This is a genomic window from Nocardioides sp. SYSU D00038 (assembly GCF_016924665.1).
GTDB lineage: Bacteria > Actinomycetota > Actinomycetes > Propionibacteriales > Nocardioidaceae > Nocardioides.
This window is the reverse complement of sequence record NZ_JAFFJT010000024.1, coordinates 1-22,681: the sequence shown is the minus strand read 5'-3', so window position 1 is coordinate 22,681 and position 22,681 is coordinate 1. Positions and strand designations below refer to the sequence as shown.

Here is a 22,681-nt window from a genome sequence, read left to right as displayed (position 1 = left end):
ACTGACCAGCGAGGAGGTCGAGGGCGTCGGCGGACGCCGGAGCGGAGCGACGGCGACCGCGACGCGTCACGAGGGCGTCGGCGGACGCCGGAGCGGAGCGACGGCGACCGCGACGTGTCACGAGACCAGAGCCAGTGACTGCTCCGAGCTGGCGGCGAGGCCTGCGAGGATGGGGCCGTGCAGATCCTCTCCATCCAGTCGTCGGTGGCCTACGGCCACGTGGGCAACTCCGCGGCGGTCTTCCCCCTCCAGCGGCTCGGCCACGAGGTGTGGCCGGTGATCACCGTCCACTTCTCCAACCACACCGGCTACGGCGCCTGGCGCGGCCCGCTGCTCGCGCCCGCCGACGTGGCCGACGTGATCGCTGGCATCGAGGACCGCGGCGTGCTCGGCCAGGCCGACGCCGTGCTCTCGGGCTACCAGGGCGACCCCGCGGTGGGCGCGGTCGTGCTCGACGCGGTCGCGAAGGTCAAGGCCGCCAACCCCGACGCCGTCTACTGCTGCGACCCGGTGATGGGCGACGTGGGGCGCGGCATGTTCGTGCGGCCGGGCATCCCCGAGTTCATGCGCGACACCGTCGTCCCCGCGGCCGACGTCGTGACCCCCAACCACTTCGAGCTCGACTTCCTCGCCGGCACCGAGACGCGCACGGTGGCCGAGGTGCTGGCCGCGGTCGACGTCGTCCGCGACCGCGGGCCGCGGCAGGTGCTGGTGACCTCGGTGCTCCACGACGAGGTGCCCGAGGGCTCGCTGGAGGTCGTGGCCGTCTCCGACGAGGGCGCCTGGGCCGTGACCACCCCGCTGCTGCCGATCGCGCCCAACGGCTGCGGCGACGTCACCGCCGCGCTCTACCTCGCCCACCTGACCACCACCGGCTCCCCCGAGGCGGCCCTGGTGCGCACGACGTCGACGGTCTTCGCGATCCTCGAGGCCACCATCGCGGCCGGCACCCGCGAGATCCAGCTGGTCGCCGCCCAGGACGCCATCGCCGACCCGCCCGCCCGGTTCGAGGCGCGCCGGCTGCGCTGACGACTAGGCCGACGACTGGGCTGGAGCCGGTGACAGGAGTCGAACCCGCGACATCCTCTTTACAAGAGAGGCGCTCTACCAACTGAGCTACACCGGCCGGGTGCGCCCGTCATCCTAGGCGCGCGCGCCCTGGTCTCGCCGACCCGGCGCCTGTCGACGTCCGAGCACGCCGACCCGGCGCTTGCTGTCACCGTGCTACGCCGACCCGGCGTTGATTAACGACGGCTCGGCGAGGACTCGAGCCGCCGGGGCGGGCCTCAGCTCATGCCGCCGTCGAAGGCCAGCACGGCGCCGGTGATCATCCGGGCGGCCGGCGAGGCGAGGTAGACGATGGCCTGGCCGATCTCGGCGGGCGCGATGGCCGGGCCGGGGAGCATCATCATCAACCGGTCGGCGACGCGGGGGTCGAGGTCGGGCGGGAAGATGCTCGCGACGTGGGACACGATCGGGGTGTCGACGGTGCCGGGGCAGATCGCGTTGACCCGGATGTTCTCGGGCGAGAGCTCGAGCGCCAGCGCCTTGGTGAGCTGGGTCAGCCCACCCTTGGCGGCGGCGTACGCCGTGGCGTAGGGCTGGGCGACGTTGCCGGCGACCGACGAGACGTTGACGATGTTGCCGCCGGCCGCGCGGAGGTGGGGCAGCGCCGCCTGCATGGTGAGGAACGGGCCCTTGAGGTCGACGGCGTGCACGCGGTCGAACTCCGCCTCGCTGATCTGCTCGAAGCGCCCGAACTGCACGATGCCGGCGACGTTGGCCAGCACGTCGATCCGGCCACCCCCGGCGCAGCGGGCGATCGCGGCGTCCACCGACTCCTTGGACCCGACGTTGCACTCCACGTAGGTGACCCCGTCGGGAACGGTCGGCGCGATGTCGAGGCCGAAGACGGTAGCCCCCTCGTCGCGGAACAGCTCGGCGGTGGCGAACCCGATGCCCGAGGCGGCTCCGGTGACGACGACGACGCGGGGCGCGGTGGTGTCTGGCATGGCGGCAACCTACCGCACGACTAGAACGTGTTCTAGATGTGGTGCGCGTCGCAAAAGTCCACCCGACTTGAGGCCGTCCCCGCCGGTCGGTGAGGCTGGACGCATGCAGATCACCATCGGCCACCTGGCCGAGCGCTCCGGGGTGGCGCCGTCGGCGCTGCGGTTCTACGAGGACCGCGGCCTGATCTCCTCGGTGCGCACGGCGGGCAACCAGCGCCGCTACGAGCAGTCGACGCTGCGGCGGGTGGCGTTCATCCGCACCGCCCAGCAGGTCGGGCTGAGCCTGGAGGAGATCGGGGCGGCGCTCTCGACGCTGCCCGACGGCCGCACCCCTACCAAGAGCGACTGGCACCGGCTCAGCAAGGCCTGGCGGCCGCGGCTCGACGAGCAGATCCGGCGGATCGAGCTGCTGCGCGACCGGCTCGACGGGTGCATCGGCTGCGGCTGCCTGAGCCTGCGCAGCTGCGCGCTGCTCAACCCCGGCGACGTCGCCGCCGCCCAGGGACCCGGAGCGGTGCTGCTGCGACCCGAGGGCGCGACCCGATGACGGACCCCAGCGACCACCTGCTCCACCGGCCCCACCACGACGGCTCCCCGACGTACCTCCTCGAGGAGACGCCGCTGCTCGGCAGCGAGGTCGAGGTGCGGGTGCGCACCTGGCCCGGTGACCCCGTCGAGTCGGTGTGGATCCGCACGACGTACGACGCCGAGCCGGTGTTCCACCCGTGCGCGGTCGTGGAGCGCGACGACCACGCGGTGTGGTGGCTCGGCCGGCTGCCGGTGCACAACCCGGTCACCCACTACCGCTTCCTGGTCGCCTCGCCCGACGGCACCCAGCGCTGGCTGACCGCCGCCGGCGTGGTCGAGCACGACGGGCCGGACGCCTTCGACTTCCAGGTCACCACCTACGACCTCGCCCCCGACTGGGGGCGCGACGGCGTCGTCTACCAGGTCTTCCCCGACCGGTTCGCGCGCAGCGCGGCCGCCGCCGAGCGCGAGGTGCCGGGCTGGGCCACGCCGGCGGAGTGGGACGACCCCGTGGTCTTCGAGGGCTCCGACCCCGACACCCCGCTGCAGCTCTACGGCGGCGACCTCGACGGCGTCGTCGACCACCTCGACCACCTGGCCGAGGTGGGCGCTTCGATCGTGTACACGACGCCGGTCTTCCCGGGCGAGAGCAACCACCGCTACAACGCCTCCACCTTCGACGGCGTCGACCCGCTGCTCGGCGGCGACGAGGCGTACGCCCGGCTCAGCGCCGCGGTCCACGAGCGCGGCTGGCACCTGCTCGGCGACCTCACCACCAACCACACCGGCGACACCCACGAGTGGTTCGTGTCGGCGCAGGCCGACCCGGGCTCGCCGACCCGCTCCTGGTACTACTTCCGCCCCGACGGCACCTACGAGTGCTGGATGGGCCACGGCACCCTCCCGAAGCTCAACCACGCCGACCCCGCGCTGCGCGCCGCGATGGTCGAGGGCCCCGACAGCGTGGTCGCGCGGTGGTTGCGGCCGCCGTTCTCGGTGGACGGCTGGCGCATCGACGTCGCCAACATGACCGGGCGGCTCGGCGCGATCGACGTCAACCACGAGGTCGCCCGGGTCGTACGCCGCACCGCGGTCGCCGAGCGCGAGGACGCGCTGGTCATCGGCGAGCACAACCACGACGCCTCGCGCGACATCGACGGCGACGGCTGGCACGGCACCATGAACTACTCCGGGTTCTCCTGGCCGGTGTGGTCGTGGCTGCGCCACCCCGACTCCCCGGCCCGCCCGTTCGGACGCCCGCTCGCGGTGCCGCGCCGGTCGGGGCCGGCCACCCAGCGGGCGCTGGCGGAGTGGCAGGGCCGCTACGGCTGGCACTCGGCGTCGGCGTCGTGGAACATCCTGGGCTCCCACGACAGCGCCCGGATCCGCACCGTGGTGCTCGACCCGGCCGTCCACCGGGTCGCGGCCGGGCTCCAGTTCGGCCTGCCGGGCGTGCCGATGGTCTTCGCCGGCGACGAGATCGGCCTCGAGGGAGTGCTCGGCGAGGACTCCCGCCGCCCGATGCCGTGGGAGCACCCCGATCGCTGGGACCGCGAGACCCTGGCGACGTACGCCGCGCTGGCCGCGGCCCGTCGCGACCACCCGGCCCTGCGGCGCGGCGGGCTGCGCTGGGTGCACGTCGACGACGACGTGCTGGTGTGGCTGCGCGAGCACCCGTCGGGCTCGCTGCTGGCCGCGGCCCGGCGCGCGGCCGGCCCCGCGGTGCGGCTGCCCGCCGGCCCGCTCGGGTTCGCCGACGGGCGGCTGGTCCTCGCGACCGAGCCGAGCGCCGGCACCCCCGACCTGGTCGCCGACGACGGCGTCGTCACCCTCCCCGCCGCCGACTCCCCCGGGTTCTGGCTCTGGCACCTCTGACCCGGTCGCGGCGGGGGGGGGGGGGGGGGGGGGGGGGGGAAAGCCGCGGCGGGGGGGGGGGGGGGGGGGGGGGGCCCGCGGGCGGGGGGGGCGTCTTTCCCGGCGTGCCCGACCCCACGACTCGGCGGGGACGGATCAGGGGCGGCAGACCCGGCAGGGGGTGAGGCCGGCGCGGTCGGCGCCGGCGGGGGCGAGGTCGTCGCGGTGGGCGATGAGCGAGCAGTCGCGGCGGTGCACCGTGGTGCCACCGCCCGCGGTCACCGGCAGGGCGTCGGTGTCGACGCCCTGGTCGCTCAGCGCCGCGGCCCGCGAGGTCACGTCGGCGAGCACCAGCAGGGTGTCGGCCAGGCGCTTCGACGACTCGCGCTGGTCGGCGGCGATCCGGGCCAGCCAGGCCCCGAAGTAGAGGAAGCCACCGACGAAGGTCAGGCCGAGGCCGAGCAGGCCGCCGGAGACCAGGTAGGACAGCTGGTCGTACTGGTACGGCGTGTTCGCGGCGCCGTACCAGCCGAGCACGATGACGACCAACCCGAGCGGCAGCAGCACCGCGCCGGCCCAGAACAGCACCACCTGGAGCAGCTGGTAGTGGTTGTTCTTCAGGGGGGCCGCGCCCGAGGAGCGACCGGCACGCGGCAGCGACGCGGTGCCCGCGCCCATCCGGCTGCCGCTGGCGGGAGTGGTGGGGACGCTGGTCATCAGTCCACCTTTCGGAGGTCGGGGAGGCCGCTGTCGAGGCCGTGGGGACAGGCGCCGCCGGCGCCGAGGGCGAGCAGGCCCATCCGTCTCACGTAGCTGCCCACGAGCGCCGCGCCGGCGATCCCGCCGAACAGCAGCGCACCGGGGATCGAGAACAGCTCGGGCAGGCCCGGGCTGGCCGCCACCGGGGTGACGTCCTCGGAGACGCCGGTGTCACCTCCCGCGGTGCCGGTGCCGCCGTCGATGCCACCACTGGCCGGGGGCAGGCTGCCGGAGGTGCCGGTGCCGCTGCCGGCACCACCGCCGCCGGTGCCGCCGTCGCCCTCGCCGCCGTCGCCGCCGTCGCCGCCGGGCGTCCCGGGGTCGGTGGTCGGGGTCTCGGGCATCGGCAGCGCGTCGACGGTCTCGACCGAGGCCTTGGCGCCGCCGACCGTGATCACGATCCGCGGGGCCAGGTTGCCCAGCGCGCCGAGGGCCGACTTGATCGGGCCGAGGTCGTTGGGCAGCTGCTTGACGATCGGCGCCAGGATCTGGTTGAGCATCTGGGTGTTGAGCAGCTTGGTCAGCGGCGCGGTGTCGAGGTCGATGACCAGGCCCGCCACGGTGCTGGTGGCCTTGGCGCCGTCGACCTCGTAGACCGGCTTGGGCTGGGTGATCTTCAGCCCGAGCTTCTCCAGCGCCTTGAGCGGGGCGTCGGGCAGCCCCGGGATCGGGGCCGGCTTGCCGGCGAACTCGACGCCGTCGGGGCCGAAGCGGAACTTCTGGCCCGCGATCGTCATCGTGCCGTACGACGCCTTGCCCGACCCGGTCGCCTTCTCGCCGTCGCTGGTCGCGACCGCGGTGGAGTCGAAGCCGCTCAGGGTCACGATGCCGGCGAGCAGCCGGAGGTCACCCACCATCGCGCGGGACGAGGTGGTGACCGACTTCCCGTCGTTGACCGACTTCGACGTCGACACGTAGCCGTTGAGGTCGACGAGGGCACCCATCGGCAGCGGCACGCCCGGACCCTCGGCCTTGGCAGCGGCCTGGCCGGAGAGGCCGCCGAGCACCTGGCCGACCAGGTTGGTCACCGGGTTGGTCACCGGGTTGGTCACGGGGTTGGCCGCGGGACCGGAGGCCGAGCCGGCCGGCTTGTCCTTCCCACCCGCGGCGCCGCCGAGGCCGAGCCCGTCGAGCAGCTGCTGCACGGGGTTGCCGCCGCCGGCGGCAGCGCCCGGGCCCGCGACCTCCTCGTCGGAGGGCGGGACGTCGCTGTCGGGCGAGAAGCCGGTGGAGGCCACCGTCCTCCCCTCACCCGACTCGGTGCGCATCACCATGCCCGGGAGGTACTCCTGGTCGTCCTTCTCGGGACCGGCGGGGAAGGCGGAGTTGACCTGCACGGGGTAGCCGAACTGGCCGAGCGCGGCCGGGAGCCCGAGCTGCTCGATGAAGGTCTTGAGGCCCTCGCCCACCGGGTCGCCGGGCCACATCCACGAGGCCCGACCCTTGGTGCTCGAGCTGTCGGCCGTCACCCGGGAGTAGCCGAACATCAGCTCCAGCTGCGGGTTCGCCGGGATCGGGATCGTCGGCTCGTAGATCTCCACCTTGACCGGGGCGGAGGTCGCGGCGCCGCTGTAGCCGGCGTACGTCGAGGCCGCGGCCTCCTCGTCGGCGACGGCCGGGCCGGCGGCCGCGAACGGCAGCACCGAGGCCAGCAGGCCGGCGGCGAGGACGGGCGCGGTGCGCGCGAGGGGGCGCGCGAGGGGGCGCGCGAGGGGGCGCACGAGAGAGTGGTCAGGGCGCCTCATGCGGCACCTCCCAGGATCACGTCGGACATGGTTTCCATCACTTCCTCCGGCTCACCGGTGGCGACGACCCGGCCACCCGTCATCACGGCCGCGTAGTCGGAGACCCGCAGCGCGGTGCGGGCGAACTGCTCGATGCAGAGGATCGAGACACCCGACTCGGCGATCCGGGCCACGGTGTCGTAGAGCTCGTCGACGATCAGCGGGGCGAGGCCCATCGAGAGCTCGTCGAGGATCAGCAGCGCGGGGTCGGAGGTCAGCGCCCGCGACATCGCGAGCATCTGCTGCTCACCGCCCGACATGGTGCCGGCCAGCTGGTGGCGGCGCTCGGAGAGCCGCGGGAAGTAGGCGAACGCCGTCTCCTTGACCGCCTCGGCCGAGACCCCGGCGTAGGACATCAGCTGGAGGTTCTCCTCGACCGTGAGGTTGGGGAAGACCGAGCGGCCCTCGGGGATCGTGCACAGCCCGACCCGGGCGAGGTCCTCGGCACCGGCGCCGTGGACGTTGACCCCGCCGAGGTGGACGTCGCCCGAGGTCGGCTTCTTCTGCCCGGAGATGATCTTGGTCAGCGTGGACTTGCCGGCGCCGTTGGGCCCGAGCAGCGCCATCACCGCCCCCTTGGGGATGGTCAGGTCGACGCCGCGCAGCACCTCGATCCGCCCGTAGGCGGCGTGCACGTCGCAGACCTCCAGGATCGGGACCCCGCTCATGGCCGGGCCTCCCCGCTCGTGGGCACCATCGGCACCTGCTGGGTCTGCTCGACCGCCGGCAGGTCGACGTGGGTCTGCTCGGCCGACGACCCGGACGCTCCGTGGTGGACGTCGTCGTCGAGGTCGGAGTAGCCCAGGTAGGCCTTCTGCACGGCCGGGTCGTTGCGCACCAGCTGCGGGCCGCCGGAGGCGATCACCGAGCCGAAGTCGAGCACGTGGATCTCGTCGCAGACGCTCATCACCAGGTCCATGTCGTGCTCGACCATCAGGATCGCGCGCCCCTCGGCGGCGAGCTCCTTGAGGAGGTCGCCGAAGACGTCGGTCTCGGTCTCGTCGAGGCCCGAGGACGGCTCGTCGAGCAGCAGCAGCTTGGGGTCCCCGGCCAGGCAGCGGGCCAGCTCGAGCAGCCGGGCGGTGCCGGTGGGGATCGAGTCGGCGCGCTCGTCGGCGTACGCCGTGATGCCGACCCGCTCGAGCAGCGCGTCGACGTCGCCCTTGCTGGGCCGCACCAGCCCGAGCACGCCCTGGGCGATGTCGTGCGCCACCCGGACGTTCTCGCGCACGGTCAACGAGCCGAACGCCTCGAGGCGCTGGAAGGTGCGGCCGATACCGCGCTTGGAGCGCCGGTGCACCGGCATGCTGGAGACGTTGCGGCCGTCGAACCGCACCTTGCCGCGAGTGGGCTTCTGCAGTCCGCTGATCACGTTGAAGCACGTGGTCTTGCCGGCGCCGTTGGGGCCGATCAGGCCGGTCACCCGGCCCTCCTCGGCCGTGAAGCAGGCCTCGTTGACGGCGGTGACGCCGCCGAACTGCACGACGACGTGGTCAACCTCGAGGAGCGACATGTGTCGCCACCTCCTCCACGTCGGGTCCCCGGCCTGGTGCCGCGGACGTGTCCCCTGTCACATCAACGAGCGAGTCGTCGTCCCGTGACGCGGAACCGGCGGTCGGATCCAGGCCGTCGGCCCGGCCGCTGCTCGGCAGCGCCGGCAGGCTGGCCATGATCCGGGGACCGAACCGGTCCGCGAGCAGCCGGCCGACCCGGAACAGCTGGTTGGCCAGGCCGTTGGGGTCCTTGGCCAGCAGCACCGCGCCGAAGCCGATGATCACGAAGATGATCGGGGCCAGGTCGGGGTTGTTGTTGAGCAGCATCAGGCCCACCCCGCCCAGCAGCGCCCCGCTCACCGAGGTGACGCCGAAGACCACCGCGAGCAGCAGCAGCGGCAGGCTGTTGAAGAACTGGAAGTCCGAGGCGCCGATGGTGCCGCGGAGCCCGGCGAACAGGCCGCCGGCCACGCCCGCAATGCCGGCCGACATCGCGAACAGCCCCACCCGGAACCACCGCATGTCGAGGCCGAGGGTGCCGCAGGCGGCCGGGCTGTCGCGCATCGCGATCAGGATCCGGCCGAGCGAGCCGCGGCGCAGCGCGAGCAGGCCCCAGCCCATCACCACGAAGAACAGCACCATCACCACGACGTACTTGCCGGTGGTGGAGATGTCGAGGCCGAGCAGCGAGAGGCGCTCGGCGGTGAGGGCGCCGTTGAACCCGAACGCCCGCTCGTCCTGGAAGACCAGCTTGTCCATGATGTTGGCGAACGCCAGCGTGGCCAGGGCGAGGTAGAGGCCGGTGAGCCGCAGCACCGGGAGCGCGACCAGGGCGCCGACCCCGGCGGCCACCAGCCCGGCCAGCACCAGGCCGACCAGGTTGGGCTGGTCGAGCTTGGCGTAGGCGAGCGCGCCGACGCCCGCGAAGGTGAACTGGGCCAGCGACACGTGGCCGCCGTAGCCGGTGAGCAGCACCAGGCTCAGCATCACCATCGCGTAGGTCGCGGCGGTGCCGACCAGCAGCAGGTTGGCCTCCGAGAAGGCGCCGGCGAGCAGTGCGGTGAGGACCAGCAGGCCGAGGCCGGACCCCGCGGCCTTCTCGAACGACGGCAGCGGCGCCGAGACCATGCCCTTGACCTGGCCGATGCGCAGCTGGGCCTGGGGCATAGCGATCATCACGACGAAGAGGAACAGGGCGGGCACGATGCCGCCCACCTTGCTGAGCACGCCGTCGGTGGGCAAGTAGCCCACGGCGTACGACGACAGCAGGCCCAGGCCCATCCCGCCGGCGAAGGTCAGCGGCAGGCTCTTGAGCCGGCCGAGCATCGCAGCGGCGTAGGCGTTGACCACCAGCAGCGTCAGCGCGTAGTAGTCGAGACCGACCACCGAGACCAGCAGGATGCCGCCGAGGGCGGCCAGCGACATGCCGATCGCCCAGGCGAGCGCGGCCACCTGGTCGGGCTTGCCACCGAAGAGCTTGAGCAGGTCGGGGTTGTCGACCGAGGCCCGCATCGCGGTGCCGATCCGGGTGCGGTTGAGCAGCACGTAGAGGCCGGCGGCCACCGCGACCGAGGCCAGGATCGTGATCAGCTGGTGGTAGGTCACCGAGGCCTCGCCGATCTCGATCGGCTTCGAGTCGGCGAAGAACGGCGGCACCGTGCGCGCCTCGGGCTTGTAGACCTGGGTCGCGAACCCGATGCACCCGACCAGCAGGCCGACGGTGACGACCAGCGAGACGCTGACCGGTCCCTCGCCGAGACCCCGCGCGATGAAGCGCTGGATCGCCCAGCCCACCGCGGGTGCCACCACGAGCACGACGAGGGCCAGGGAGAGCCACTCGTTGATGCCCTGGCGGACGCTGAAGTCCCAGAAGAAGAACGAGAAGACCATCCCGAACGCACCGTGGGCGATGTTGAACACCCGGGTGGTCGAGTAGGTCAGGACGAGGCCGCTGGCGGCGATGGCGTACGCCGCCCCCGAGAACAGGCCGGGGATGGTGAACGCCAGGAACTTGCCCAGGTCGAACACGTCAGCCTCCTGCGTTGATGAGTTGACCGCACATGTAGCCGCCCGGGGAGACCTTGGACCACTTGCCGTTGTTGAGGCGGATGATCGCCGCGCAGTTGTAGGTCGTCTTCGCCCCCACCTGCTGGGGGACGTGCAGACCGTTGCTCGTCCAGCCCTTCACGCCCTTGAGGGCGTTGACCATGGCGGCGCGGTTGAGCTTGCCACCGAGCTTCAGCGCGGTCTCGACGAAGAGCCGCGCCGCCGACCACGCGTAGAGGCCGTAGTAGTTCGGCACCGCCCCGGGCTTCACCTGGTTGAGCCAGGACCGGTAGAGCGCCATCTCCTTGTTGCCGGCGTTGTCGAACAGGTCGGTGGAGGAGTAGACGAACGTGCCGTTGCCGAGGCTGCCGGCCTGCTCGACGTAGCCGGCGTCGTAGATCGTGGCGTCCTGGAAGTAGACCTCGGGCTTGAAGCTCTGCTGCTGCATCGCCTGCTGGAACTTGACGGTGTTCTGGTAGGGACCGAGGTAGGTCACCAGCTTGATGCCCTTCTCCTTCATCTGCTGCACGAAGGGCGCGAAGTTGAACTCCGAGACGTCGATGCCCTGGAAGATGTCGATCTTCCAGCCGGCCTTGGTCCAGGCGGTGCGGAACCGCTCGGCGTTGGGCGGCGACGCGCCGGCCTTGATGTAGAAGAGCGCGGCGTGCTGGGTGGCGTCCTTGTAGTTCTTGGTGAAGTAGTCGGGCACCACCTTCGGGACCAGGCTGTTGTTGACCGCCTGGGTGCTGAAGCAGGTCGAGCACTGCGCCCGCTCGGGGTTGACCGAGGTGGACCGGAGGTCCGGCAGGCCGCAGCCGGACGCCGTCCGGGCGCCGCCGGAGTCGAAGGCCGACATCGAGCCGACCGCGGCGAAGGCGTCGGCGCAGGCCTTGCTGTAGGCCTGCTGGTCGGCGCCGGCGTCGGCCCGCGAGTCGAGGAGCTGCACCTCCAGCTTGCGGCCGCAGATGTCGCTGCTGGCGTTGAAGTACGCCGCGTAGGCGCGGGTCGCCTGCTGGGCCGACTCGAAGATGCCCGGCACCGGGCCGGAGATGTCGGAGACGTTGGCGATGACGATCTTGTCCTTGCTGATGCCGGGCTGCCCGTCCGCGAAGCCGTCGCAGCTCGCCGGCTTCACCCCGCCGCCCGCGGCGTTGTCGCCGCCGCCCTGCTCACCCCCGCCGCTGCCGGAGCCGGACCCCGAGTCGGACCCCGAGCCGCTGCCCGTCCCGGTGCCGCTGCCCGTCCCGGTGCCGCTGCCCGTGCCGGTGCCCGAACCGGTGTCGGCGCCCGTGACCGGGTCGACCCCCGGCACCTCGCCCCCCGGCAGGCCGTCGCCGCCCTCGGCGGTGGTGCCGGCGCCGGTGGTGCGGACGTCGGCGGGGTCGAGCTGCGAGCCGCAGGCCGCCAGCGTCAGCGCGAGAACGATGCCCCCCACCGACGACACCAGCCGTCCACGTCGTGCCAGGCGCCCCATGACCTGCCTCCGGTCAAAACTAGAACACGTTGCATTGATCACCTGAGCAAACCACATCTCCGTGATCTGGGCCACACCCTCGGTCCGAACCCCTAGACGGTGGTCGTGCCGTTGCAGGTGTAGTTCTTGCCGCCCACCGGGCTCCACTTGCCGCCCTGGAGCTTGATGAACCGCCAGCAGTCACCGGTGCGCTTGGGCCCGACGCGCTGGGGCGAGTGCAGTCCGTTGGCGGTCCACTTGTCGGTCTTCCTGATCGCGTCGACCATCGCGGCCCGCGTCAGCTTGCCGCCCAGCGCGATCGCCCTCTCGACGAAGAGCCGCGCGGCCGACCAGGCGAAGACCCCCATGAAGGTGGGCTTGGCGCCGGGTCGCACCTGCTGCAGCCAGCCGAGGTAGAGGCTGAGCTCCTTGTTGCTCGAGACCTCCTCGAACGGCACGAAGTTGGTGAAGACGACCGTGCCGTCGACGGCGCTGCCACCGCTCGACACGTACTCGGGGATGTAGTCGGTGGGGTCGCGCAGGTAGAGCTTCGGCTCGTAGCCCTGCTGCTGCATGGTCTGCCGCAGCCGCACCGACTGCTGGTAGGCGCCGGTCCAGAAGACCACCTCGATCTTCTTGTCCTTCAGCTGCTGCACGAACGGCGCGTAGTTGAACTCCGCGACGTCGATCGCCTGCACCACCGGGAACTTCATCCCGCGCTTCTCCATCGCCCGCGCCTGGGCGACGGCGTTCTGCGCGGCGGCGCCGGCGCCGATGTAGAGGAAGGCGGCCTTCTGGGCCGAGCTCTTGTAGTTCTTCAGCACGAAGTCGGCCACGGCGTTCTGGTGCTCGCCGGTCTTGACGGACTGGGCGCCGAAGCAGGTGTTGCAGTTGCTGCGCTCGACCGTGACCGAGGCGGTGCGGATGTCGGGCAGCCCGCAGCCCTGCGCCGTGGCCGCGCCGCCGGAGTCGAACGCCGACTGCGACCCGACCATCGCGAAGACCTCGTCGCAGCCGCGGGTGTAGGCCTGCTGGTCGGCCGAGGCGTCGGTCTTGGAGTCGTAGGTGTTGAGCTTGAGCTTGCGCCCGCAGATCTCGCTGGTCTGGTTGAAGTAGGCGACGTAGGCCTTCACCGCGTCCTGTGCGGCCTCGAAGAGGCCGGGCACCGGTCCGGCGATGTCGGAGGCGTTGCCGATGGTGATGAAGTCGTCGGTCACGCCGGTCTGGTTCTTGAAGCCTTCGCAGCTGCCGGGCTTGGTGCCGCCGCCGGCGGCGTTGTCGCCCCCGCCGCTGGTGCTGCCGCCCGAGCCGCCCGACGAGCCGCCGCTGCCGCCGGTGCTGCCGGTGCCTCCGGTGGTGCCGGTGCCGCCCGTCGTGCCGGTGCCGCCGGTGCCGGGGTCGACCGTGCCGGTGCCCGGGTCGGTGGTGCCGGTGCCGGGGTCGACGCCCGGGACCAGCCCGCCCTGCGAGCCCCCGGTGCCGCCGTTGGCACCGGCGATCGTGTCGGGGTCGAGCTGCGAGCCGCAGGCGGCGAGGACGAGCACCAGCCCCGCTGCGAGCAGGCCGGCACCGCGACGGGTGGCGCCCCGAGCGGGGCGGCGGGGCTGGGCGGGCACGAGCACGGAAGCCTCCGGAGCAGAAAACTAGAACGAGTACTAGTTCCAACGACGCCCCCATCGAAAGGTGACGGGCACCACAGCGTCAAGCCCCGGTCCCAGGGGCCCCGCTCAGTCGAGCGCGAGCGCGACGTACGGCTCGACCTCGAAGGCGCCGTTGGTCTGGAGGACGACCTCCTGCACGCCGGCCGGCCGGCCGTCGGCGTAGGTGACCAGGCTGATGGAGGCCGCGCGGCGCAGCTTGCTGCCGATCGCGATGGCGTACGCCGCCCCGCCGGTCGTTCCGGTGGTGTAGCTGTAGCCGGTGCGCCCGTTGGTGCCGACGACCGCCTCGGGGCCGGAGCGCACGTGGGTGTGGCCGCCCAGCACCAGGTCGGTGCAGCCGCGGGCCAGCGCCTCCTCGCCGAGGTTGGCGTCGTGGACCAGCAGGGTGCCGACGCGGTCGCCGTCCTCGTCGGCGGCGCAGGCGGCGTCGGCGAGCCGCTCGGCGACCTCGCCGAAGGTCAGGCCGGTCTCGTCGCGCCAGTTGCCCAGCCCGCTGGAGCGGGGGTCGGCGACGCCGAGCAGCCGGCTCTCGCCGGGGCCGTCGACCACCTCCCCGTCGAGCACCGTCCAGCCGCGGTCGGCCAGCCAGCTGCCCACGAAGTCGCCGTGGTCGTGGTTGCCCGGCACCGCCCAGCGGTTGCCGGCGTAGGGCTCGTCGCCGAAGGCGGCGTCGAGCGAGTCGAGCGAGAAGCCCTCCCAGGGCTTGCCGGTCGAGGTGTCGTCGCCGGCGTCGTAGACCGCGGTCGCGCCGGCGGCGTCGCCGACCGCCCGGGCCACGGCGTCCATGCCGATGTTGTCGTGGCGGTCGGAGACGAGCACCACGACGGTCTCGTCGTCGGCCGGCACGCGCAGCACCAGGTCGGCGGCCTCCTCGGCCGCGGTGGCGTAGAACTGCTTGCTCTTGTCGTAGGTGTCGATCGCGCTCTCGACCAGGCGGCGGGTCTGGGCGGTGGTGACGTCGCCGCGCACCTCGACCCCGTCGAGGCCCGCGGGCAGCGGGACGGCCGGCCCGAGGAACTCGCCCAGCGACATCCAGTCGCGGCCCTCGTCGACCTTGGGGTCGCTCGGCGCCCACGGCGCCCACAGGCCGACCCCGACGACCAGCACCAGCAGCACGACGCCGGCCCCCTGCGGGGTCGCGACCCCCACGAGCAGCTCCCGGCGCCGGCGCCGTCCGACCAGCACCCAGAGCAGCACCGGCACCAGGCCGAGCGCGGCCCCGCGCACCAGCGCGTCGATCGCCATGTCGACCACCGCCGACGACAGCCGCTCCCGCACCGCCTCGGGCTGGCTGGCGATGAGGCCGTAGCGCTGGACCAGCGCGTTGGTCGACGCCGCGTCGGTCTTGTCGAGGCGCACGTCGACGCCGAACCGACTGCCGGTGCCGACCCGCAGGTCGGGCAGCACCGGACCGGTGTGCACCACCACCCGGCCGGTGAACGTCGGCCGGATCTCGGCGTCGTGGCTGGCGACGTTGATCGCGCGGCTGCTGCCGAGGAAGAGCACCATCGCGCACAGCAGGCTCACCGCGACCCACGAGACCGTGAGCAGGGTCAGTCGGCTGGTCAGGCGCAGCACCCGACGGGTCACCGCGCCGTCCGGGCCTGCGCGATCGCGTAGAGGGTGACGCTGGCGGCGACGCCGGCGTTCAGCGACTCCACCTGGTTGGCCATCGGGATGGAGACCAGCTGGTCGCAGGTGCTGGCCACCAGCCGGGAGAGGCCGTTGCCCTCGGAGCCGACGACCACGACCAGCGGGCCGTCGGCCAGGTCGAGGGCGGGCAGGTCGACCTCGCCGTCGGCGGCGAGCCCGATCACCATGCAGCCCGCGTCCTGGAGGTCCTTGAGCGCGCGCACCAGGTTGGTCACCTGGGCGACGGGGATCCGGGCGGCCGCGCCGGCGCTGGTCTTCCAGGCGGCGGCGGTCATCCCGGCGGCCCGACGCTCGGGCACGACCACCCCGTGGGCGCCGAACGCCGCGGCGCTGCGCACCGCCGCGCCGAGGTTGCGGGGGTCGGTGACCTGGTCGAGCGCGAGCAGCAGCGGCGGCTCGCCGAGCTCCTCGGCCCGCTCGAGCAGGTCGTCGGGGTGGGCGTACTCGTACGGCGGGACCTTGGCCGCCAGCCCCTGGTGGACGGCGCCGCTGGTCATCCGGTCGAGCTCGTGGCGGCCGACCTCGAGCAGGCTGACGCCCCTGTCGGCGGCGAGCTGGAACGCCTCGCGCAGCCGGCCGTCGCGCTCGGCGCCCTCGGCGACGTAGAGGGTCGTCACGGGGACGCCCTCGCGCAGCGCCTCGACCACCGAGTTCCGCCCGGCCACCCACTCGACGTCGCCGCCGGGGCGCTTGCGCGGGCGCGGCGCGCCGCCCCTCTCGGTGCGCTGCGCGGCCTTGTAGGCCTTGTGGTTGGGCCGGTCCTTGGCCTTGGGCGTGGGGCCCTTGCCCTCCAGGCCTCGCCGCACCCGCCCGCCGCTGCCCACGGTCGGCTTCTTGCTGCTCTTGCGGATCGAGCCCTTGCGCTGGCTGTTGCCTGGCATCAGGAGATGCTCCACTTCGGTCCGGTGGGGGTGTCCTCGATCTCGATCCCGGCGTCCTTGAGCCGGTCGCGGATGGCGTCGGCGGCCGCGAAGTCCTTCTCGGCGCGGGCCCGGGTGCGCTCCTCCAGCAGTCCGCCGACGAGCACGTCGACGGCCTGGGTCAGCCGGGCGTCGTCGCCGGAGCCGCTGCCGGGCCAGGCCGGGTCTGCGGGGTCGAGGCCGAGCACGTCGAGCATCGCCCGGACCTGCCCGGCCAGCGCGGCGGCGTCCTCGCCGGAGGCCAGCAGCCGGTTGCCCTCGCGCACGGCGTCGTAGACCACCGCGACCGCGGCCGGCGTGCCGAGGTCGTCGTCCATCGCGGCCACGAACGGCTCCGGCAGCTCGGCCGGGGCGTCGCCGGTCGCGCCGGCCCGGTCGAGAAAGTTCTCGATCCGGCGGAAGCCCTGGGCCGCCTCGTCGAGCGCCTCGAAGGAGAACTCGACGTGGCTGCGGTAGTGGGCGGCGACGACGTAGAAGCGCAGCTCGACGCCGCGGTAGCGCTGCAGCACGGCCGGGACGGTGAGGCTGTTGCCCAGCGACTTGCTCATCTTCTCGCCGGCGGTGGTGATCCACGCGTTGTGCATCCAGTACGACGCGAACGCGTGGCCGGCCGCGCGCGACTGGGCCTGCTCGTTCTCGTGGTGGGGGAAGCGCAGGTCGACGCCGCCGCCGTGGATGTCGAACGCGGTGCCGAGGTACTTGCCGGCCATCGCCGAGCACTCGATGTGCCAGCCCGGGCGGCCGCGGCCCCAGGGGCTGGGCCACGAGGCGCTCTCGGGCTCGGAGTCCTTGCGCCCCTTCCAGAGCGCGAAGTCGCGGGGGTCGCGCTTGCCGCGCGGGTCGGCGTCCTGGGCGGCCTCCATGTCGTCGATGCGCTGGGAGGTGAGCTCGCCGTAGGACGGCCAGGAGCGGACGTCGAAGTAGACGTCGCCGGAGCCGTCGTCGGCGGCGTAGGCGTGGCCGCGCTCGACCAGCCGCTCGATCAGCTCGACCATCTCGGGCACGTGCCCGGTGGCACCCGGCTCGTAGGTGGGCGGCGCGACGTTGAGCGCGGCGTAGGCCCGGTCGAGCTCGCGGTGCATCGCGTAGGCGAGGTTGTACCAGGGCCGGCCCTGCTCGGCGGCCTTGGCGAGGATCTTGTCGTCGATGTCGGTGACGTTGCGGATGAAGGTGACCTCGAGGCCGCGGTGGGTCAGCCAGCGGCGCAGCACGTCGAAGGCGACGCCGGAGCGGATGTGGCCCACGTGGGGCTCGGACTGCACGGTCAGGCCGCACACGTAGACACCCGCCCTGCCCTCCTCGAGGGGCACGAAGTCACGGACCTCGCGGGTCTGGGTGTCGTAGAGCCGGAACGTCACCGGTCCAGTCTATGGACGACCGGCCGCTACGCGTCTTCGGCGGTGAAGTCGGTGCTGTGCCAGCCGGTGGCGCCGTCGGGCAGGACGTCGCGCTCGACCCCGGTCTGCACGGTGCCGGTGCTGTCGACGGCGCGCACCTGCACCAGGTGGTCGCCGGGCTCGACGTCGGCGCGCGCGGTCCACTGCACCCAGGTGTCCTGGCTCGGCACCGCCGCCAGCTCGGCCGGCAGCCACTCGCCGCCGTCGACCGAGACCTCCACGCGCTCGATGCCGGTGTGCTGCGACCAGGCCACCCCGGCCAGCGTCACCTCGCCCGCCGGCACGCTGGCCCCGGAGCGCGGCACGTCGACCCGCGACGACATCTTCACCGGCCCCTGCTCGCCCCAGCCGCGCTCGGTCCAGTACGCCTCGACCCGGTCGAAGCGGGTCACCTCGAGGTCGACCAGCCACTTGGTCGCCGAGACGTAGCCGTAGAGGCCCGGCACCACCATCCGCACCGGGAAGCCGTGCTCGATCGGCAGCGGCTTGCCGTTCATCGCCACCGCCAGCATCGCGTCGCGGTCGTCGGTGAGCGCGGCCAGCGGCGTGGCGCAGGTCCACCCGTCGTCGGAGGTCTGCAGCACCGCGTCGGCGGACGGGTCGACGCCGACCTCGCGCAGCACGTCGGCGATCCGCACCCCGCTCCACCACGCGTTGCCGATGAGCGGGCCGCCCACGGGGTTGGAGACGCAGTTGAGCGTGATCCAGGCCTCGGTGAACCGGCGCGCGATCAGCTCGGGATAGGTGAGCGTGAGCTCGCGGTCGACCAGGCCGTGGATGCGCAGCGTCCAGTCGCTCGGCTCGATCGCGGGCTCCACGAGCGCGGTGTCGATCTGGTAGAAGTCCTCGTTCGGCGTCTGCCACGGCGGCAGGTCCCTCACCTCGAGCCGGGCGCCGGGCGGCACCGTCGGCTGGGTGACCTGGTCGAGCCGCAGCAGCCGCCGGGTCTGCTCGACGTGGCGGCGCCGGCCGCCGGCGTAGCGCCCGACCACGCCGGCCACGGCGGCGGCCGACGTGACCAGCCCGGCCCGCACCAGGAACGAGCGGCGGTCGTGCTCGGGGCCGGGCCGCACGGGCAGCGCGAAGTCCGGTACGTCGGGCGAGGCGTCGACCGGCTCGTCGCGACCGTCGGCGTCGGGGCCCGCCTCGCCGCGGCGCAGCGGCTCGGTGAGCAGCGCGAGCACCACCAGCCAGGTCACGAAGCCCAGCACCACCGGCACCGTGTCGACGGTGGTGGTGCCGCGGATCGTTACCACGGCCACGATCCCGACCACCGCCAGGGCGAGGTGCACCAGGGCGGGCGCCCACCAGCTGCGGCGGGCCAGCCGCCCGGTCCACGCCAGCACCCAGCCGGCGACCGCCAGGATGCCGACCACCAGCACCGGCTTGTCCCAGTGGCCGAGCACGTCGATGGCGGCCTCGGCGACGGGTCCGGGGGTGAGCCGGATGACGCCCTCCGCGACCGCCACGACGGGCGACTCCCGGATGCCCATCAGCGACGCGGTGGCGTAGCTGACCGCCACACCGGCGGCGCCGGAGAGCAGGCCGGCCAGCGACCACGCCCGCGGGGAGGGCTGCATACCTCGATTGTGACGCAGGCCGGGCCCGGCCCGCCCACTCGGGCATGATGCGGACCGTGACCATCCCCGCCTTCCGCGTCGGTGTCGGCACCGACGTGCACCGCCTCGTCGAGGGCCGCCCGATGTTCCTGGCCGGGCTGGCCTGGCCCGACGAGCCGGTGGGGCTGGCCGGCCACTCCGACGCCGACGTCGCCGCCCACGCCGCCTGCGACGCCCTGCTCTCGGCGGCGGGGCTGGGCGACCTCGGGTCGAACTTCGGCACCGACGACCCCGCCTGGGCGGGAGCGTCGGGGGCGGCCCTGCTGGCCGAGACCGCCGCGCGGGTGCGGGCCGCCGGCTTCGCAGTCGGCAACGTCGCGGTGCAGGTCGTCGGCACCCGCCCCCGGCTCGGCGGGCGCCGTGCCGAGGCGGAGGCCGCGCTCGGCGCCGCCGTCGGCGCGCCGGTGTCGGTGTCGGCCACCACCACCGACGGCCTCGGGCTGACCGGCCGCGGCGAGGGCGTCGCGGCGATCGCGACCGCCCTGGTGGTGGAGCAGGCGCCACAGGCCGGGTGACCTAGGCGGCCACGCTCTTGCGGTGGCCGACGAGCACGACGCCGTCGACCACCTTGACGTCGTAGGCCGGCACCGCGACGTGCACGTCGTCGAGGCAGCGCCCGGTGCGCAGGTCGAAGGCGTGCTTGTGAGCCGGCGAGGCCACGAACGGCACGTCGCCGCGGCGCCCCACGATCCCGCGCGCCAGCACCGAGGCCTTGGCGAACGGGTCGTGGTTGCCCAGCGCGTAGACGGCGTCGTCGAGCACCCGGAAGATCGCGATCGCCTGCCCGTGCACCAGCGCCGTCACGCCCCGCTCGACCTCGAGCTCGGCGAGCCGGCAGACCGCCTGCCACTCCTCGCGGGCCGGGTGCCGGCGCGTCACGGCGCCCGGTCCGGGCCGACCGGCGACGACAGCAGTGGCATCCGAGCCTCCTCTCGCTGCCGCAGACGCTAGGCAGCGCCTGTTCGGGGCGCGTTTCGCGGCCGGCCCGCCGTGTAACAGCCGTGAAAACGCTCCCTCACGGCCCGCCTCGTGGGCCGCGCGGCTCGGGTACGGTGCAGCGGTGCCCGCCGCGCTCGTGATCCTCGCCGCCGGCTCCGGCACCCGGGTCGGCGCCGAGGTCAACAAGGTGCTGCTGCCCGTCGGCACGACCTCGGTGCTCGCCCGGTCGCTGCGGGTCGCGCTGGCGGTGCCCGACGTGGCCGAGGTCGTCGTGGTCGCCCGGCCCGGCGAGGAGGACGCCGTCGCCGCCGACCTGGCCCCCCACCTCGGCGACCGCGAGCTGCTGCTGGTCGCCGGCGGCGCCACCCGCCACGCCTCCGAGCGCGCCGCCGTCGAGGCCCTCGCGCCGCGGATCGGCGCGGGCGAGGTCGACGTGGTCGCGATCCACGACGGGGCCCGGCCGCTGGCCGGCCCGGCGTCGTACGCCGCCACGATCGCGGCCGCCCGGGCCCACGGCGGCGCGATCCCCGCCGTACCGCTGACGGGGGTGGTGTGCGCCGACCTGACCGCGGCCCGGCCGGGGCTGGTCGCGGTGCAGACGCCGCAGGCGTTCCGGGCGGGTCCGCTCCTGGCCGCGCACCGCGCGGCGGCGCGCGACGGCTTCGAGGCCACCGACACCGCCGGCTGCCTGGCCCGCTACACCGACCTGCGCGTGGTCGCGGTGCCCGGCCACCCGGGCAACCTCAAGGTGACCTTCGCCGAGGACCTCGTCACCGCGCTGTCCCTGGCCGACTGAGCCGCCTCAGCGCGGGGGGCCGCCACCGGGCCGGGTCTGGGCCTCGAGCACCCGGACGTCGTCGACCGAGGTCACCCGGCGCGCCTCCGCCGGCGCCGGGACGGCCTCCACCGGGAACCGGGCGGCCAGCGCGGCCACCAGCACGGCGAAGTCGAGGGAGGGCAGGCCGTCGAGCGATGACACCACCGAGGCGGGCAGCACCACCGGCGAGGCGACCGCGGTGAGCGCGTCGCGGTCGACGGTCTCGCCGACCACCGGCGGGTCGCCGGGGCCGAGGAGCTTGACGGTGTCGGTCACCGGGCGCACGCCGACCACCACGACGTCGGCCGCGACCGCCCGCTCGACGCAGGCGGCGACGAAGCCGGCGGGGGTCATCGGGCACAGGGCGTCGTGGAGCACGAACGGCTCGCCGGCGGCCACCAGCGCGTCCCAGCCGGTGCCGAGGTCGACCGCCGTGACGCCGGCGTCGCCCAGCGCCCAGGCAGCGCAGGCCACCAGCGCCTCGCCGTGGACGAGCTCGAACGGCAGCGAGCCGCGCTCCTGCTCGACCACGGTGCCCAGCGCCGGGACCGTCTCGACGTCCATGACCTCAACCTAGGTGGGCCCCGGACGCACGAGACCCCCGGGGGTCGGCCCCCGGGGGTCTCGTCGGACCGGTCGGCTCAGCGACCGGTCGGGGTGTTCAGGAGGCGAGCACCTCGTCGAGGAGGGCCTCGGCCTTGTCCTCGTTGGTGCTCTCGGCCAGCGCCAGCTCGGAGACGAGGATCTGGCGCGCCTTCGCCAGCATCCGCTTCTCACCGGCCGACAGGCCCCGGTCGCGCTCGCGGCGCCACAGGTCGCGGACGACCTCGGCCACCTTCATCACGTCACCGCTGTGGAGCTTCTCGAGGTTCGCCTTGTAGCGACGCGACCAGTTGGTCGGCTCCTCGACGTGCGCGGCCCGGAGGACGTCGAACACGCGGTCGAGGCCCTCCTTGTCGACGACGTCGCGGACGCCCACCAGGTCGAGGTTGCAGGCCGGCACCCGGACCACGAGGTCCTGCTGGGCGACGATCCGCAGAACGAGGTACTGCCGGTCCTCTCCCTTGATGGTCCGCATCTCGATGTCCTCGATGACGGCGGCGCCGTGGTTCGGGTAAACGACCGTCTCGCCTACGGTGAAAGTCATATGTGAAGTTCCCCTTCCTAGACCACCATTCTAACACGCCTCTCAGGAAGCGGAATCGACGTTTTCGCAGGTCAGAGGCCGGTTCGGCACTTGACAACTCCGGATGCCGTGTGGTGGGCACCCTTCCGGGCGACCCTCCCGGCTGCCCGCTGCCACCCGGGAAACCGCAGGTGACGGCGCGGAATGGCACGCGGGTTCGACCCCGTGCCCGATACTGCGGGGCATGCCCTCGATGCGTCCCTGGCGCCGCAAGTCCGCCGCCGACGAGACCTCTGGCGCCCCACCAGCCCCGTCCGACACCCCGGCCCGCGGCGACCGGCCCACCGAGGCGGAGTGGGCCGCCGCCGTCCGCGGCGAACCGCTGCCCCGGCCGGACGGGGAGCCCGCCGAGGGGGCCGCACCGGCGACTCGGGAGGCTGCCGCAGAGCCTGCCGCCGAGCCTGCCGAGCGGCCGCAGAGCGCCGTCCCGCCCACCGAGGGCCCCGCCGACCCCCCGGCACCGGCCGCCCCTCCGGCGACCGCCCCGCCGCCGGACGCCGCCCAGTCGGCGGCGGCCGCCCGGGCCGCGCTCGAGGCCACCCGCAACATCGCCGGCCAGC

Annotated in this window: 20 protein-coding genes, 1 tRNA gene and 1 pseudogene; 6 read left to right on the top strand and 16 right to left on the bottom strand. The window is 73.6% G+C overall.

Annotated features, from left to right (window positions below; genetic code table 11):
• The first annotated feature begins 177 nt into the window (after positions 1 to 177).
• On the top strand, positions 178 to 1,029 hold the full coding sequence (gene pdxY / locus JT721_RS13730) for a pyridoxal kinase PdxY (RefSeq protein ID WP_205473754.1): 852 nt from the start codon (positions 178 to 180) through the stop codon (positions 1,027 to 1,029).
• 21 nt (positions 1,030 to 1,050) lie between these two features.
• Here pdxY and JT721_RS13725 read toward each other — a convergent pair.
• Both JT721_RS13725 and JT721_RS13720 read right to left on the bottom strand, forming a co-directional pair.
• A tRNA-Thr gene (locus tag JT721_RS13725) sits at positions 1,051 to 1,126 on the bottom strand.
• 160 nt (positions 1,127 to 1,286) lie between these two features.
• Positions 1,287 to 2,012, bottom strand: a complete 726-nt coding sequence (locus JT721_RS13720) for an SDR family NAD(P)-dependent oxidoreductase (protein ID WP_205473751.1) — start codon at positions 2,010 to 2,012, stop codon at positions 1,287 to 1,289.
• Positions 2,013 to 2,115: 103 nt separating this feature from the next.
• On the opposite strand from JT721_RS13720, the gene soxR reads away from it, so the two are divergent.
• Both soxR and JT721_RS13710 read left to right on the top strand, forming a co-directional pair.
• On the top strand, positions 2,116 to 2,559 hold the full coding sequence (gene soxR / locus JT721_RS13715) for a redox-sensitive transcriptional activator SoxR (protein ID WP_205473749.1): 444 nt from the start codon (positions 2,116 to 2,118) through the stop codon (positions 2,557 to 2,559).
• Positions 2,556 to 4,415, top strand: coding sequence for a glycoside hydrolase family 13 protein (locus JT721_RS13710; RefSeq protein ID WP_205473745.1), 1,860 nt, complete (start codon positions 2,556 to 2,558; stop codon positions 4,413 to 4,415). Before soxR ends, JT721_RS13710 begins: the two co-directional genes overlap by 4 nt.
• 135 nt (positions 4,416 to 4,550) lie before the next feature.
• Here JT721_RS13710 and JT721_RS13705 read toward each other — a convergent pair whose 3' ends face one another.
• The 11 genes from JT721_RS13705 to JT721_RS13655 all read right to left on the bottom strand — a co-directional run bounded on the left by JT721_RS13705 (position 4,551) and on the right by JT721_RS13655 (position 19,140).
• Positions 4,551 to 5,111 (bottom strand): hypothetical protein, encoded by a 561-nt coding sequence (locus JT721_RS13705; RefSeq protein WP_205473742.1) that lies wholly within the window; start codon positions 5,109 to 5,111, stop codon positions 4,551 to 4,553.
• Entirely contained in the window at positions 5,111 to 6,898 is a 1,788-nt protein-coding gene (locus JT721_RS13700) for a choice-of-anchor P family protein (protein WP_205473740.1), read from the bottom strand. Before JT721_RS13700 ends, JT721_RS13705 begins: the two co-directional genes overlap by 1 nt.
• The gene (locus JT721_RS13695; protein WP_205473738.1) at positions 6,895 to 7,605 is read right to left on the bottom strand and encodes an ABC transporter ATP-binding protein; all 711 of its coding nucleotides are present in this window, start codon (positions 7,603 to 7,605) and stop codon (positions 6,895 to 6,897) included. Before JT721_RS13695 ends, JT721_RS13700 begins: the two co-directional genes overlap by 4 nt.
• Positions 7,602 to 8,450, bottom strand: coding sequence for an ABC transporter ATP-binding protein (locus JT721_RS13690; RefSeq protein ID WP_205473736.1), 849 nt, complete (start codon positions 8,448 to 8,450; stop codon positions 7,602 to 7,604). Before JT721_RS13690 ends, JT721_RS13695 begins: the two co-directional genes overlap by 4 nt.
• Complete coding sequence (locus JT721_RS13685; RefSeq protein WP_205473733.1) at positions 8,431 to 10,458, bottom strand: ABC transporter permease; 2,028 nt, start codon at positions 10,456 to 10,458, stop codon at positions 8,431 to 8,433. The genes JT721_RS13690 and JT721_RS13685 overlap by 20 nt, the downstream gene beginning before the upstream one ends.
• A 1-nt stretch (position 10,459) precedes the next feature.
• Complete coding sequence (locus JT721_RS13680; protein ID WP_205473731.1) at positions 10,460 to 11,950, bottom strand: ABC transporter substrate-binding protein; 1,491 nt, start codon at positions 11,948 to 11,950, stop codon at positions 10,460 to 10,462.
• A 92-nt stretch (positions 11,951 to 12,042) separates the two neighbouring features.
• Positions 12,043 to 13,545 carry an ABC transporter substrate-binding protein gene (locus tag JT721_RS13675; RefSeq protein WP_205473729.1) on the bottom strand — a complete coding sequence of 501 codons (1,503 nt, stop codon included), beginning with the start codon at positions 13,543 to 13,545 and terminating at the stop codon, positions 12,043 to 12,045.
• Positions 13,546 to 13,656: 111 nt separating this feature from the next.
• Entirely contained in the window at positions 13,657 to 15,180 is a 1,524-nt protein-coding gene (locus JT721_RS13670) for a metallophosphoesterase (protein WP_307828050.1), read from the bottom strand.
• On the bottom strand, positions 15,177 to 16,124 hold the full coding sequence (rlmB, locus tag JT721_RS13665; protein WP_205473726.1) for a 23S rRNA (guanosine(2251)-2'-O)-methyltransferase RlmB: 948 nt from the start codon (positions 16,122 to 16,124) through the stop codon (positions 15,177 to 15,179). The genes JT721_RS13670 and rlmB overlap by 4 nt, the downstream gene beginning before the upstream one ends.
• Positions 16,124 to 17,521, bottom strand: a complete 1,398-nt coding sequence (gene cysS, locus JT721_RS13660; RefSeq protein ID WP_205473723.1) for a cysteine--tRNA ligase — start codon at positions 17,519 to 17,521, stop codon at positions 16,124 to 16,126. The genes rlmB and cysS overlap by 1 nt, the downstream gene beginning before the upstream one ends.
• Positions 17,522 to 17,547: 26 nt before the next feature.
• Complete coding sequence (locus tag JT721_RS13655) at positions 17,548 to 19,140, bottom strand: molybdopterin-dependent oxidoreductase (protein ID WP_205473721.1); 1,593 nt, start codon at positions 19,138 to 19,140, stop codon at positions 17,548 to 17,550.
• A gap of 47 nt (positions 19,141 to 19,187) precedes the next feature.
• On the opposite strand from JT721_RS13655, the gene ispF reads away from it, so the two are divergent.
• Positions 19,188 to 19,694 carry a 2-C-methyl-D-erythritol 2,4-cyclodiphosphate synthase gene (gene ispF / locus JT721_RS13650; RefSeq protein WP_205473996.1) on the top strand — a complete coding sequence of 169 codons (507 nt, stop codon included), beginning with the start codon at positions 19,188 to 19,190 and terminating at the stop codon, positions 19,692 to 19,694.
• 1 nt (position 19,695) lies between these two features.
• Here the strand turns inward: ispF and nirD are convergent, their stop codons facing one another.
• Positions 19,696 to 20,058: a nitrite reductase small subunit NirD gene (gene nirD / locus JT721_RS13645; RefSeq protein ID WP_205473718.1), complete on the bottom strand. Its 363-nt coding sequence runs from the start codon at positions 20,056 to 20,058 to the stop codon at positions 19,696 to 19,698.
• A 181-nt stretch (positions 20,059 to 20,239) separates the two neighbouring features.
• Here nirD and JT721_RS13640 point away from each other — a divergent pair, with 181 nt between their 5' ends.
• The gene (locus tag JT721_RS13640) at positions 20,240 to 20,914 is read left to right on the top strand and encodes a 2-C-methyl-D-erythritol 4-phosphate cytidylyltransferase (RefSeq protein WP_205473715.1); all 675 of its coding nucleotides are present in this window, start codon (positions 20,240 to 20,242) and stop codon (positions 20,912 to 20,914) included.
• A 6-nt stretch (positions 20,915 to 20,920) separates the two neighbouring features.
• On the opposite strand, the gene JT721_RS13635 is transcribed toward JT721_RS13640, so the two are convergent.
• Together JT721_RS13635 and JT721_RS13630 are read right to left on the bottom strand one after the other, a co-directional pair.
• Positions 20,921 to 21,499 carry a 2-C-methyl-D-erythritol 4-phosphate cytidylyltransferase gene (locus tag JT721_RS13635; RefSeq protein WP_205473713.1) on the bottom strand — a complete coding sequence of 193 codons (579 nt, stop codon included), beginning with the start codon at positions 21,497 to 21,499 and terminating at the stop codon, positions 20,921 to 20,923.
• A gap of 97 nt (positions 21,500 to 21,596) precedes the next feature.
• Complete coding sequence (locus tag JT721_RS13630; RefSeq protein WP_205473710.1) at positions 21,597 to 22,082, bottom strand: CarD family transcriptional regulator; 486 nt, start codon at positions 22,080 to 22,082, stop codon at positions 21,597 to 21,599.
• 223 nt (positions 22,083 to 22,305) lie between these two features.
• Between JT721_RS13630 and JT721_RS13625 the strand changes: the two are divergent.
• Positions 22,306 to 22,681, top strand: a pseudogene (locus tag JT721_RS13625) (hypothetical protein); the annotation flags it as partial.

What these genes read in the sequence shown, in the direction of transcription:
- JT721_RS13720 (WP_205473751.1), bottom strand. Translation starts at nt 2,012, where the DNA reads ATGCCAGACACCACCGCGCCCCGCGTCGTCGTCGTCACCGGAGCCGCC.
- soxR (WP_205473749.1), top strand. Translation starts at nt 2,116, where the DNA reads ATGCAGATCACCATCGGCCACCTGGCCGAGCGCTCCGGGGTGGCGCCG.
- JT721_RS13710 (WP_205473745.1), top strand. Translation starts at nt 2,556, where the DNA reads ATGACGGACCCCAGCGACCACCTGCTCCACCGGCCCCACCACGACGGC.
- JT721_RS13705 (WP_205473742.1), bottom strand. Translation starts at nt 5,111, where the DNA reads ATGACCAGCGTCCCCACCACTCCCGCCAGCGGCAGCCGGATGGGCGCG.
- JT721_RS13700 (WP_205473740.1), bottom strand. Translation starts at nt 6,898, where the DNA reads ATGAGGCGCCCTGACCACTCTCTCGTGCGCCCCCTCGCGCGCCCCCTC.
- JT721_RS13695 (WP_205473738.1), bottom strand. Translation starts at nt 7,605, where the DNA reads ATGAGCGGGGTCCCGATCCTGGAGGTCTGCGACGTGCACGCCGCCTAC.
- JT721_RS13690 (WP_205473736.1), bottom strand. Translation starts at nt 8,450, where the DNA reads ATGTCGCTCCTCGAGGTTGACCACGTCGTCGTGCAGTTCGGCGGCGTC.
- JT721_RS13680 (WP_205473731.1), bottom strand. Translation starts at nt 11,950, where the DNA reads ATGGGGCGCCTGGCACGACGTGGACGGCTGGTGTCGTCGGTGGGGGGC.
- rlmB (WP_205473726.1), bottom strand. Translation starts at nt 16,124, where the DNA reads ATGCCAGGCAACAGCCAGCGCAAGGGCTCGATCCGCAAGAGCAGCAAG.
- JT721_RS13655 (WP_205473721.1), bottom strand. Translation starts at nt 19,140, where the DNA reads ATGCAGCCCTCCCCGCGGGCGTGGTCGCTGGCCGGCCTGCTCTCCGGC.
- ispF (WP_205473996.1), top strand. Translation starts at nt 19,188, where the DNA reads ATGCGGACCGTGACCATCCCCGCCTTCCGCGTCGGTGTCGGCACCGAC.
- JT721_RS13635 (WP_205473713.1), bottom strand. Translation starts at nt 21,499, where the DNA reads ATGGACGTCGAGACGGTCCCGGCGCTGGGCACCGTGGTCGAGCAGGAG.
- JT721_RS13630 (WP_205473710.1), bottom strand. Translation starts at nt 22,082, where the DNA reads ATGACTTTCACCGTAGGCGAGACGGTCGTTTACCCGAACCACGGCGCC.